The sequence below is a fragment of the Paracoccus mutanolyticus genome, assembly GCF_003285265.1.
Taxonomy (GTDB): domain Bacteria; phylum Pseudomonadota; class Alphaproteobacteria; order Rhodobacterales; family Rhodobacteraceae; genus Paracoccus; species Paracoccus yeei.
Genome location: NZ_CP030239.1, coordinates 598099 through 610060, shown reverse-complemented (window position 1 = coordinate 610060; position 11962 = coordinate 598099). Strand labels below are relative to the sequence as shown.

Annotated in this window: 6 protein-coding genes, 1 tRNA gene, 7 pseudogenes and 1 riboswitch; of the genes and pseudogenes, 7 read left to right on the top strand and 7 right to left on the bottom strand. The window is 70.7% G+C overall.

Annotated elements, in window-relative coordinates:
• Positions 1 to 4: 4 nt before the first annotated feature.
• Positions 5 to 52, bottom strand: a riboswitch (SAM-SAH riboswitch).
• Positions 53 to 66: 14 nt separating this feature from the next.
• The 3 genes and pseudogenes from lnt to DPM13_RS20400 form a co-directional block, all read right to left on the bottom strand.
• Positions 67 to 762, bottom strand: coding sequence for an apolipoprotein N-acyltransferase (gene lnt, locus DPM13_RS22040; RefSeq protein WP_262983242.1), 696 nt, complete (start codon positions 760 to 762; stop codon positions 67 to 69).
• A complete protein-coding gene (locus DPM13_RS22035) occupies positions 759 to 1526 on the bottom strand; it encodes a hypothetical protein (RefSeq protein ID WP_223252316.1) in 768 nt (255 codons plus the stop codon). Before DPM13_RS22035 ends, lnt begins: the two co-directional genes overlap by 4 nt.
• A 663-nt stretch (positions 1527 to 2189) precedes the next feature.
• Positions 2190 to 3703: pseudogene (locus DPM13_RS20400) on the bottom strand (DEAD/DEAH box helicase); the annotation flags it as partial.
• Between the two features lie 291 nt (positions 3704 to 3994).
• Between DPM13_RS20400 and argS the strand changes: the two are divergent.
• The 7 genes and pseudogenes from argS to DPM13_RS03365 all read left to right on the top strand — a co-directional run bounded on the left by argS (position 3995) and on the right by DPM13_RS03365 (position 9752).
• Positions 3995 to 5736, top strand: a pseudogene (gene argS, locus DPM13_RS03390) (arginine--tRNA ligase).
• 74 nt (positions 5737 to 5810) lie between these two features.
• Positions 5811 to 6464, top strand: a complete 654-nt coding sequence (locus tag DPM13_RS22030; RefSeq protein ID WP_223252315.1) for a hypothetical protein — start codon at positions 5811 to 5813, stop codon at positions 6462 to 6464.
• On the top strand, positions 6413 to 6979 hold the full coding sequence (locus DPM13_RS22025; RefSeq protein ID WP_223252314.1) for an SPOR domain-containing protein: 567 nt from the start codon (positions 6413 to 6415) through the stop codon (positions 6977 to 6979). Before DPM13_RS22030 ends, DPM13_RS22025 begins: the two co-directional genes overlap by 52 nt.
• Positions 6979 to 8190, top strand: coding sequence for a glycoside hydrolase family 3 N-terminal domain-containing protein (locus DPM13_RS03380; protein WP_223252313.1), 1212 nt, complete (start codon positions 6979 to 6981; stop codon positions 8188 to 8190). The genes DPM13_RS22025 and DPM13_RS03380 overlap by 1 nt, the downstream gene beginning before the upstream one ends.
• Positions 8127 to 8854, top strand: a pseudogene (locus DPM13_RS03375) (segregation and condensation protein A); the annotation flags it as partial. The gene DPM13_RS03380 and the pseudogene DPM13_RS03375, both read left to right, overlap by 64 nt.
• Before the next feature lie 63 nt (positions 8855 to 8917).
• Positions 8918 to 9427, top strand: a pseudogene (gene scpB / locus DPM13_RS03370) (SMC-Scp complex subunit ScpB); the annotation flags it as partial.
• A gap of 145 nt (positions 9428 to 9572) precedes the next feature.
• Positions 9573 to 9752: a hypothetical protein gene (locus DPM13_RS03365; protein WP_112888684.1), complete on the top strand. Its 180-nt coding sequence runs from the start codon at positions 9573 to 9575 to the stop codon at positions 9750 to 9752.
• Between the two features lie 70 nt (positions 9753 to 9822).
• Here DPM13_RS03365 and DPM13_RS03360 read toward each other — a convergent pair.
• The 4 genes and pseudogenes from DPM13_RS03360 to ihfA form a co-directional block, all read right to left on the bottom strand.
• Positions 9823 to 10889: pseudogene (locus DPM13_RS03360) on the bottom strand (2'-deoxycytidine 5'-triphosphate deaminase).
• A gap of 60 nt (positions 10890 to 10949) precedes the next feature.
• Positions 10950 to 11027 (bottom strand) — tRNA-Pro (locus tag DPM13_RS03355).
• Positions 11028 to 11467: 440 nt separating this feature from the next.
• Positions 11468 to 11638, bottom strand: a pseudogene (locus DPM13_RS26540) (MerR family transcriptional regulator); the annotation flags it as partial.
• Positions 11638 to 11944, bottom strand: a pseudogene (ihfA, locus tag DPM13_RS03345) (integration host factor subunit alpha). The pseudogenes ihfA and DPM13_RS26540, both read right to left, overlap by 1 nt.
• Between the last annotated feature and the right edge of the window lie 18 nt (positions 11945 to 11962).

Below are 11962 nucleotides of genomic sequence, written 5' to 3'. Positions count from 1 at the left end.
GAAGTGCTCCGTTGGATTACGCCGCCACGCCAGGAAGCCGTTGTGACGGTCAGAGGCAGCGATAGATCACGCCCCGGTTGTCGTCAACCGCCGCCGCATCGCGACCAGAACGGCCGCGGCGGCAGCCAGCACCGCGGGCCAGTCGCCAAGGCGCGACCAGGGCGTCGGGGGCAGGGCGCCGGGCAGGGCTGCGTCGATGCGGCCGGCGCGGTTCAGCCCCAGTTCGGCGCGTACCTGGCCCCGCGCGTCGATCACCGCCGAAACGCCCGTATTGGCCGCCCGCATCAGCGGCAGGCCGGATTCGATGGCCCGCAGCCGGGCCTGTGCCAGGTGCTGCCAAGGCCCCGAGACCGTGCCGAACCAGGCGTCGTTCGTGACCTGCAGCAGCCATTGCGGCCGGTCGGGCCCGGTCAGCAGGTGGCGCGAGAACACCGCCTCATAGCAGATCAGCGGCTGGAAGGGGGGCAGGCCGGGCAGGGCCATGGCCTTGGGACCGGGGCCGGGCGAATAGCCGAAGCCGTGCTGCGCGGCAAAGGCCCGCACCCCCAGCCGCGCCATGACATCGCCCCAGGGCGTGTATTCGCCGAAGGGGACCAGGTGGAACTTGTCATAGACCGGGCCCGTGCCTTGCGCGCTGAAGGCGGTCAGGCTGTTGAAGTAGCGCTCGCCCTCGGACCGCTGGATGCCCAGGATCACCGGCGCGCCGGCATAGGCGGCGATGTCCTGGGGGGCTGTGCCCGCCTGGTCCAGCAGGAAGTTCACCGCCGTTTCCGGCCAGTCACCGCATCGGGCGCGGGCCGGTCCGGGTCGCGGGCGGCCGACAGGTCCAGCAGGCGGCGAAAGAAGACCTCGGACCAATAGGGATCCCATTTCAGCGCCTGGGTCGCATCGGGCTGGATCAGCCGCAGCCGGACGGGCGTGTCGGACGGCAGGGGGCCCGCCAGGCGCGCGAGGCCGGCGCTGAAGGCCAGGGCGATCAGCAGGGCGGAAAGCGTGGCCCCCGGCAGCACGGCGCGCCAGCCGGTGCCCCGCCGAAAGACCAGGGGCAGGGTCGCCGCCGTCATGGTCAGGGCCGAAAGGCCGATGCTGCCGAAGGTGGCGGCGGTCTGCCCGGCGGGCGTCGCGATCCAGATATGGCCAGTCAGCGCCCAGGGCAGACCGGTGAAGATCCAGCCGCGCAGCCAGTCCGACAGGACGACCAGCCCGGCAAAGGCCACGCCCTGCCGGGGAAATCCCGGTGCCAGACGGCCCGCGATCCAGCCCGGGAACGCCCAGAAGAGCGCCCCGCCGAATGCCATCAGGAACAGCGCAAAGGGGGCCATCCAGCCATAGACTTCGGGCTCGACCAGGAAAGGCTCGACGATCCAGGACATGGCCAGCGCGAAATGGCCAAAGCCCGCCGCCAGCGCGTGCCAGGCGGCGGCGCGCGCGTCCCGGGCGGCGGCCACGCGCCAGCAGAGCAGGGCCAGGGCAAGGACGGTCAGGAACCACAGGTTCCAGGGCGCCTGCCCCAGCGCGGCCAGCACCCCGAGCCCCAGGTCGCGCCAGCAGGGCGGCCGGCCTGGGCCGGCGGCGCAGGCCGGCGCTCCGGGGGGCAGGGGCGGTCATGCGGACGCCTTAGACCTCGGCCCGGTCGCCGTTGCCGGTAGCGTCGGATTGCGGCTCGGCCTGACGGTCGGCCTCGGATCGCCTCGGCCTGAGGCTCGGCCTTTGCCGTCTTGGCGCGCGGCTTGCGCGGGGCACGGGGCTTGGCCGGCTTCTTTTCGGGCGCAGGCTCGTCGGTCGCTGCGGCATCGGCCGCCGGGGCCTCGGCCGCAGCCTTGGCGCGCGACTTGCGGCGCGGCTTTCCGGCCGGCGCATAGCAGGCGCGGCTTGCCAACTCGCGGGGCTCGGGTGCTCGGGCGCGGCCTCGACCTGGGTTCGGCGACCTTGGCCCTGGGCGTGCGCGGCTTGCGCTTGCGCTCGGGCTTTTCGGCGGCGGGCATCTCGGCCTCGGCAGCAGCGGCGGGATCCTCGGCCAAGGCGGCTTCGGGGGCCGTTTCGGCCGGCGCCTCGATCTGCGTCGGAGCCTCGGCTTGCGCCGGCACCACGGCCTCGGGCTCCGCGACCACGGGTTCGGGGCGCTGTGCGGCGACGGGGGCAGGCGCCTCGGCCGGGCGTTCGGCGGGCTCGGGACGCGGCGTCGCCTGAACCTCTGCCTGTTCCTCGGGTTCGATGAAGCGCGGGCGGAAGCTGCGGGTCATGAACTCGGGCAGGTGATCGCCCATGCCCATCACCGGATGGCGGTCGCCCCGGTCCCCGCGGTCGCGCCGGTCCTCGCGCCGCTCGCCGCCACGGTCATGGCGTTCGCGGCGTTCGTCACGGCGATCCTCGCGCGCGGGGCGGCTTTCGGCGGGTCTGACCTCGGCGCGGGCCTCGGGGGCGGGGGCGGCGTGCTGTTCGGCATCGTCGCGGCGGCCCCGGCGTTCGCCCCTGTCGCGGTCGCGGTCGCGGCGCGTTCACGCTCGCGCCCACGGCCCCTGCCTTCCTTCTCGCGAGGCGGGCGAGGGGCGTCCTGGGCGGCGCTGGACAGGGAAAAGCCTTCGGGGACCGAAGCCCGGGGCAGGGCCTGTTTCACCAGAGATTCGATGGCGGTCAGGTATTTTTCGTCCGCTGGCGTCGCGATCGATATCGCCGTGCCCTGGCGCCCGGCCCGGCCGGTGCGGCCGATGCGGTGAACGTAATCCTCGGCATGGCTCGGCAGGTCGAAGTTGATGACATGGCTGACCGCCGGGATGTCCAGGCCCCGCGCCGCCACGTCGGATGCGATCAGAAAGCGCAGCGTGCCTTCGCGGAACCCGTCCAGCGTCGCCATGCGGTGGCGCTGGTCCAGGTCGCCGTGGATCGGCGCGGCGTCGAAACCGTGCGCCTTCAGCGACTTGGCGACGATGTCCACCTCGGTCTTGCGGTTGCAGAAGATGATGGCATTCTTCAGGCCCTCGCCCTCGGCCCGGATCAGGGCGCGCAGCAACTCGCGTTTCTGCTTGGCGGTCTGGTCCTTGCGGGTGGGGGTGATCTCGACCAGCTTCTGGGTGATCGTCTCGCTGGTGGTGGCCTGGCGGGCCACCTCGATCCTTTCCGGCGAGTGCAGGAAGGTGTCGGTGATGCGTTCGATTTCCGGCGCCATGGTGGCGCTGAAGAACAGCGCTGGCGTGTGAACGGGGTCAGCTGGAAGATGCGCTCGATATCCGGGATGAAGCCCATGTCGAGCATCCGGTCGGCCCATCGACCACCATGATCGTCACCGTCACCACGTCGCCCGGCCGCAACTGATCGAGCAGCCGGTCGAGCTGCGGCCGTTTACGAAGCGAGCCACTGATCCTGTCCGCGAAGACGCGCCCGGCCCCGGCCGCTTGGAGGGCGTCGGTTTGAGCATCGAGGGTCTGATATTCTCGGCCACCTGGGCGGCCAGTTCGCGCGTCGGGCACAGCACCAGCGACCGCGGCATCCGCGCGCGGGCGCGGCCGCGACCCAGCAGGGTAATCATCGGCAGGGTGAAGCTTGCGGTCTTGCCGGTGCCGGTCTGGGCGATGCCCAGCACGTCGCGCCCTTCCAGCGCGGGGGGAATCGCCCCGGACTGGATCGGGGTGGGCGTTTCATAGCCCGCCTCGGCAATGGCCTGCAAAACCTTGGGGTCGAGCTTCAGATCGGAAAACTTGGTCATTCAGGGCTTTCGTGTAAAGCTGCAGCGCAAATGGCTGTTCTCTGGGGCAGTTGCGATCTGCGCTGATATGATGCTCATCGCTGTCAGCATTGGCTGATCCTAGCAACGCCTGTGGATATCCCTTCCCCCGCCTTGCCTGCCATCCACCCCATGCGCCTATACCGGAAAACCCGGCCTGCGTCAATCTGATCGCCATTTTCTGCTTGCAATTCCGTTGCGACGTTCGGGCCCCTGTGGTTGACGGCGCCCTTGGCCAGCGGCTATCCCGCAGCGATCATTGGGATGGAAGCCATGAACCTCTTTTCGGATATCCGCGCGCTGGTGATCGACGCGCTGGCGCAGATGGAACGGCAGGGCGACCTGCCTGCGGGCCTCGACACCGCGAACGTGACGGTCGAGCCGCCCCGCGACCCGGCGCATGGGGACATGGCGACCAATGCCGCGATGGTGCTGGCCAAGCCCGCCGGGAAAAAGCCGCGCGACATCGCCGAGGCGCTGGCCGCGCGGCTGGCACCGACCCGCGGATCACCTCGGCCGAGGTCGCCGGGCCGGGCTTTCTGAACCTGCGACTGGCATCCGACGAATGGCGCGCCGTGATCCGCGCGGCGCTGGCGCAGGGCGCCGACTATGGCCGCTCGGACATGGGCGCCGGGGTCAGGGTCAACGTGGAATTCGTCAGCGCCAACCCGACCGGGCCCATGCATGTCGGCCATACCCGCGGCGCGGTCTTTGGCGACGCGCTGGCGGTGCTGCGGATTTCCGGGCCACGACGTGACGCGCGAATATTACATCAACGACGGCGGCGCGCAGGTCGATGTGCTGGCGCGCTCGGCCTATGAACGCTACCGCGAGGCCAACGGGCTGGAGCCCGCGATCCGCGAGGGCCTTTATCCCGGCGACTACCTGATCCCGGTGGGCGAGGCGCTGAAGGCGAAATACGGCGACAGCCTGATCGACCGGCCCGAATCGGAATGGCTGGCCGAGGTGCGCGAATTCGCCACCCAGGCGATGATGGAGATGATCCGCGACGATCTGGCGCTGCTCAACGTCCATATGGACGTGTTCTCCAGCGAGAAGGCGCTTTACGGCACCGGCCGGATCGAGGCCGCCATCGACCGGCTGCGCCAGGCCGGCTTGATCTACGAGGGCGTGCTGGAACCCCCCAAGGGCAAGACCCCCGAGGATTGGGAGCCGCGCCAGCAGACCCTGTTCCGGTCCACCGCGCACGGCGACGACGTGGACAGGCCGGTCAAGAAATCGGACGGCAGCTGGACCTATTTCGCCCCCGACATCGCCTATCACTGGGACAAGATCGACCGCGGCTTCGACCAGTTGATCGACGTGTTCGGGGCCGATCACGGCGGTTACGTCAAGCGCATGCAGGCGGCGGTCAAGGCACTGTCGGACGGGCGCGTGCCGCTGGACGTCAAGCTGATCCAGCTGGTGAAGCTGTTCAAGAACGGCGAGCCCTTCAAGATGTCCAAGCGCGCCGGCACCTTCGTCACCCTGCGCGACGTGGTGGAGCAGGCGGGCGCCGACGTGACGCGGTTCCACATGCTGACGCGCAAGAACGACGCCGCGCTGGATTTCGACTTCGCCCGTGTGCTGGAGCAGTCCAAGGACAACCCGGTCTGGTATGTGCAATACGCCAGCGCGCGGGTGAACTCGGTCCTGAAGAAGGCGGCCGAGGGCGGCGTGGACGTGTCGGACGCGGCGCTGGCCCAGGCCGATCTGTCGCGGCTGGACCACCCGGCCGAGCTGGCGCTGGCCGCCCGCGTCGCCGAATGGCCCCGCACGGTGGAAATGCGGCCCGCGCGCACGAACCCCACCGGATCGCGTTTTTCCGCTATGACATCGCCTCGGACCTGCATTCGCTGTGGAACCGCGGCAATGAGGAAACTGGGCTGCGCTTCGTCCAGGACGGCGATCCGGCCACCACGGCGGCGAAAATCGCGCTGGTTCGGGCCGTTGGCGTTGTCATTTCGGCTGGTCTTGGTATCTTGGGGGTAACTCCGGCGAAAGAGATGCGCTGACAACAGCCGCCAGGCCGGGGATGGCAGTGGGCAACAACAGATCCGGGCGAACCGGCGGGCAGGCAGGAATGGCAGTGGTAGATTTCCGCTCGGGCGGGTTTCAAGGCGCGCAGGCTCAGCGGCATGCGCAGGATTATCCCTATGGCCAGGACCCGCAGGGCGGGGACCATGAGGAATGGCAGGACGCCGGCTGGGACGATCCCCGCGTGGCGGGCCACGATCCCATCCTGGCCGAGCCGGTGTCGCTGGGCCAGCGCCTGTCGCAGCTGACGCATTGCCTGGGCGCGCTGACCTCGGTCGGGCTGATCGTGGTGCTGGGTGTCTGGGGCTTCAAGCTGGTCGTGCGCGACGTGTCCGGCGTGCCGGTGATCCGCGCCGTCCAGGGCGAGGCGCGCACCGCGCCCGACAACCCGGGGGGTGAATTGACCGACCGCGCGGGCCTGGCCGTCAACACGGTCGCGGCCGGCGCCAAGCCCGGCGCCATCGACCAGGTGGCGATCGCCCCGCCCGCCACCCGGCTTGAGGATCAGGACGTGCCCATGGGCGTCCTGGGCGCCACGGCGCAGGTGCCCTCGCGCGCGGTCGAATTGCCGCTGGTCGATCCCGCCGCCCGCGTCATCGCCACGCCGGACGGCGAGGCGGCGGCCATCGCGAATCGACGATCGAACCCGATTCGGTGGAAAGCGCCGCCATTTCCGACGCCCCCGCCGCGCCCGAAGCGCCGGTGAACGAGGCGCTGACCGACCTGTCCGGGCAAGAGCCTCGGATAACGCCATCAGCCAGGCGCTGGCCGAGGCGCAGGACGCGCCGCCGCCCGCCGTGGCGCAGTCCGCCCGCCCCGCGCCGCGTCCGCGCCGCCTGGCCGCACCGCCGCCTCTGCCCCGGCGCCCGCCGTGGCCGCCGTGGCCGCCGAGCGTCCGGCGGCCCCCGCCGGCCGCCCCGAGCCGCCCCCGCCGCCAAGGCAGCCGAGGCCGCGCCGGCCAAGGTCGCCTCGGGCTCGGCCATGGTCCAGATCGGCGCCTTCGACAGCGACGCGCTGGCCAAGGGCGAATGGGAGCGCGTGTCGGGCAAGTTCGGCGCGCTGTTCTCGGGCAAGGCGCGGGTCGTGCAAGAGGCGAAAAGCGGCGGCCGCACCTTCTGGCGGCTGCGCGCCGGCGGCTTTGCGTCCAAGGACGAGGCGCGGCGTTTCTGCGCGGCGCTGATCGCCGAAGGCGTGGACTGCATCCCGGCGACCGCCAAGTAATGCCCTCGGCGACGATCCTCGGCGGCATCGCCGGGCCCGATCTGACGGCGGCCGAGCGGGATTTCTTTCGCGCGGCCGACCCCTGGGGGTTCATCCTGTTCGGGCGCAACATCGACACGCCCGGCCGGCTGCGCCGCCTGACCGCCGACCTGCGCGACACGCTGGGCCGCGATGCGCCGATCCTGATCGACCAGGAGGGCGGGCGCGTCCAGCGCATGCGGGCGCCCCACTGGACCGAGTTCCGCCCGCTGCTGGAGCTGGCCGCCTTGGGCGAGCGCGCGGTCTGGCTGCATCACCGCCTGCTGGGACAGGAGTTGCGCGCCATGGGCATCGACGCGAACTGCGCGCCGGTGCTGGACCTGGCCACGGAGGACACCCACCCCTTCCTGCGCAACCGCTGCCTTGGCTCGGACCCCGAGACCGTGGCCCGACTGGGCCGCGTCGCGGCCGAGGCGCTGCTGGAGGCTGGCGTCCTGCCCATCGTCAAGCACATGCCCGGCCATGGCCGCGCCCAGGTGGACAGCCACAAGGACCTGCCCGTGGTCGACGCGTCCCTGCCCGAGCTTGAAGCCAGCGATTTCGTCCCGTTCCGCGCGCTGGCCGACATGCCGATGGCGATGACCGCGCATATCCGCTTTTCGGCGGTGGACGCGGCGCCCGCCACCGCCTCGGCTCCGATGGTGGGGGTCATCCGGCATGTGATCGGCTTTGACGGGCTGCTGATGTCGGACGACATCGGCATGCAGGCCCTGTCGGGCGACATGGCCGAGCGCGCGGGCGCGAGCATCGCGGCGGGCTGCGACCTGGTCCTGTCCTGCAACGAAACCCCCGCCCAGCTGGAGGCGATCGTCGCCGCCGCCGGCCCGATGACCCAGGCGGCGCTGCGCCTCGCCGACCATGCCCTGTCGCTGCGCCGTCGCCCCAGCCCGCCCCGGTCGAGGAACTGCGCGCCGAGCTGCGGCGGCTGGGCGGGATTGCGGCCTGAGATTGACAGGCCAGGGCGCATGGCGGATTCTGGGCCGATCCGCGCGGCAGGAGCGGCGATGACCAAGATCAGGTCGGCCTATCTGACCCGACCGTGCCCCCCGCCGTGCCCGCGCCTGCGGAACGGACGGCCCAAGCGTCGCCGGCGGATGTCGCCGACCGCCTGGCCGAGGAGGTGCTGGTCGTCGATGTGCTTGGGTTCGAGGGGCCGCTGGACCTGTTGCTGACGCTCGCGCGCCTGCAGAAGGTCGACTTGCTGCGGGTTTCGGTCCTGGATCTGGCGAACCAGTATCTTGCCTTTGTCGAGCGCGCCCGGGCGCTGCGGATCGAGCTTGCGGCGGATTACCTGGTGATGGCGGCCTGGCTGGCCTATCTGAAGTCGCGCCTGCTGTTGCCGCCCGACCCAGAGGCCGAGGGCCCGAGCGCCGAGGACATGGCCGCCCACCTGGCGTTCAGCTTGAACGGCTGGGTGCCATGCGCGAGGCCGCGGCCCGTCTGATGGCGCGCGACCGGCTGGGCCACCAGCGCTTTGCGCGCGGCGCGCCCGAAACCGTCACCCGCAAGCGCCGTGTCGAATGGCAGGCCGGGTTGATCGACCTGATGCGGGCCTATGCCCGGCTGAAGACGCGCGACGAATTCCGCCCCTATGCCTTCGACCGCCGGGACGTGCTGAGCATGGAGCAGGCGCTGGACCGGCTGCGCGGGCTGATCGGCCATGCCGGCGACTGGACCGAACTGGCCGCCTTTCTGCCCGAAGGCTGGGCGGACGACGCGCCGCGCCGCCGCTCGGCCACGGCGGCGACCTTCGCGGCGGCGCTGGAACTGGCGCGCCAGGGCCGCATCGAACTGCACCAGAAGGGCACCTTTGCGCCCATCGCCATCCGCAGGCGCCCGCAATGCCCTGGACCCCGAGCCAGGTCCGACCTGCCGCAAGCCCTGCGCTGGCGCGAATGGATGGCCCGCGTCGAGGCGGTGCTGTTCGCCTCGGCCGAGCCGGTGCCGTGCGCGAGTCGGCCAGCGCCTGCCCGCCGGCTGCGACGCGGGCGAAGCGCTGCGGCTGCTGCGCGCGCGCTATGAGGGGCGGGGCGTGCACCTGGCGCGGGTGGGTGACGCCTGGGCCTTTCGCACCGCCGCCGACCTTGCCTTCCTGATGCAGGAGGAGGCGGTCGAGACCCGCCGCCTGTCCCGCGCCGCGACCGAGACGCTGACGATCATCGCGCGATCACCAGCCCGTCACCCTGAGCAAAGCAGGAAAACCGCGGCGTCGCCGTCAGCCGGGGCACGCTGGACCAGCTGATCGAACTGGAATGGGTGCGGCTGGGCCGCCGCCGCCAGACGCCCGGCCGGCCGGTGACCTTCGTGGTGACCGAGACCTTCCTGGACCATTTCGGCCTGGAAAGCGCGCGCGACCTGCCGGGGCTGGCCGAACTGCGCGCGGCGGGGCTGCTGGAGTCGCGGCCGGCCATCGAGGGGGCCGGGCAGCTGCCCCGGCCGCTTGGAGGGCGTCGGTTTGAGCATCGAGGGTCTGATCATCCGTGGAAACACGGGCATAGCCGAGGATCATATCGCTCAGACTACCAAAACCCTTCCAGAACTCAAAAGGTTTTGCATGCTGACCCGCATCGTCAGCGGCAAGCTGCTGAACTGGGGGCTGAACAAGGGCATCCGCAAGATGAACTCGGACGCCTCGGGCCGGCAGAGCCCGCAGCAGCGCAGCCGCGAAAAGCAGGCGCGCCAGGCGGTGAAGCGCGCCCGGCAGGCGGCGCGCATCACGCGGCGGATGAAGTAGGGGGCTCTGCCCCCGCCGCGCGTGCCGCGCGACTCCCCCGGGATATTTGGGCAAGAAAGAAGCCGGGGCGTCAGGCGAACTGCTTGGCGAGCTTGAGCCCCTGGCCCTGATAGTTCGAGGCGATGCCCGCGCCGTAAAGCCGGTCCGGGCGCGCGGCCATGCGTTCGTAGACCAGCCGGCCGACGACCTGGCCATGTTCCAGCGCAAAGGGCGCCTCGTGGCAGCGCACCTCGAGCACGCCGCGCGCGCCGGTGCCGGCCGCGCCATGGCCGAAGCCCGGGTCGAAGAAGCCCGCGTAATGCACCCGGAATTCGCCCACCATCGCCAGATAGGGCGCCATTTCGGCGGCGTAGTCGGGCGGGATCGCCACGGCCTCGCGGCTGACGAGGATGTAGAAGGCGCCGGGGTCCAGGATCAGCTGTCCGTCCGTGGTGCGCAGTTCGTCCCAGAAGTCGCGCGCCCGATAGGCGCCGATGCGGTCTAGGTCGATGACGCCGCTGTGCGGTCGGGCGCGATAGCCGACCAGGTCGCCCGTCTCGGGGCGCAGGTCCACGGAAAAGCCAAGACCCTCGTCGATCAGGGCTTGGCCCGTCACCAGGGGCTCGCGCCGGTGCAGGTCGCGCAGGTCGTCGTCGGACAGCACGGCCTGGCCCTGGCGCAGGCGCAACTGGTTCAGCCGCATGCCGGGCCGCACCAGAACGGAAAAGCTGCGCGGGCAGATCTCGGCATAGATCGGGCCGTCGTAGCCGGGGGGCAGGCGGTCGAACTCGGTCCCTTCGTCGGTCACCAGCCGGGTCAGCAGGTCCAGCCGCCCGGTCGAGCTTTTGGCATTGGCGACCGCGTCGAGGCCCTGGGGCAGGGACAGGCGTTCGATCAGCGGCCCAGGTAGACGCAGCCCTTTTCCAGCACCGCGCCGCCCGTCAGGTCCATGCGGTGCATTTCAAAGTCCGACAGCCGGTCGCTGACCCTCCGGCCGCGTCCCGCGAGGAACGACGCCCGCAGCCGCCAGGCGGTGGTTCCCAGCCGCAGGTCCAGGCTGGCGGGCTGGATCTGTCCGGGCAGGATCGGGACCTCGGCCCTTATGGCGCCGCTGTCGATCAGCCGGTGCAGCGACGAGTCAGGCAGGACACCGTTCACATGAATCCCTTTCGGCAAAAGGAAACGCCCACCCCCAGGCGGGGATGGGCGTTTTCGGAATGGTCGGGCCGGAGAGATTCGAACTCTCGGCCTTCCGCCCCCCAGACGGACGCGCTAACCAGGCTGCGCCACGGCCCGACACGGGGGCCATATAGAGCGAAGCGGTCGGGCAGCACAAGGGGCAGAGGACGGATTTCTGGGGATAATGTCGATCTGTCGTCAAGTGTCGCCGCGGTCCTAGCCGCGGGCCTGGCGCAGCCGGTCGCGCAGCGGGGCGATGCCCGGCGGCAGAGGGGTTCCCGAGGCACGCGCCCGATGCAAAAAGGCGGCGCTGGCGCAAAGCCGGCCCAGCCAGTCGGCGGCAGGCGAGGGGGGCTGATCGTCCCCAGCCTGCTGGCGCTGCCCGCGGTGAACGGGTCGTGCACCGCGCCGTCCTGAGCAGCGGCGGCCTGGAATTCGCCCCGGATTTCGCCCAGGCGCCGCGCGCCGATCTGGCGCAGCTTGCTGCCCCGGTCCGAGGCGATCAGCCGCCGGGCGCCGCGGATGCTGAGACCTTCCTCGCGCAGCACCTGGCACAGGCCGGCGATCAGGCGCAGATCCTCGGGGCGGTAATAGCGGCGGCCGTCGCTGCGCTTGACCGGAGAAATCTGGCTGAACTGGGTTTCCCAGTAGCGCAGGACATGGGGCGCCACGCCCACCAGCCGGGCCACTTCTCCGATCGAGCGGAAGGCGTCGGGCGACTTGTCCATCAGCTGCCGCGCTTGTTCCCGGCGGCCACGCGGTCCTTCATCAGGTGCGAGGGCCGAAAGGACAGCACACGCCGCGGCGTGATCGGCACTTCCTCTCCGGTCTTGGGGTTGCGGCCGATGCGTTCGTTCTTGTCGCGCACCGAGAAGGTGCCGAAGGACGAGATCTTGACCTGTTCGCCCCGCACCAGCGCATCGGAGATATGGCCAGGCACGCTTTCGACCAGCTGGGCCGATTCGTGTCGCGCAAGTCCGACCTCGCGAAAGACAACCTCGCCAGATCATCCGGGTCAGGGTATTGTCGCTCATCTGGAAAACCTCGCTCTT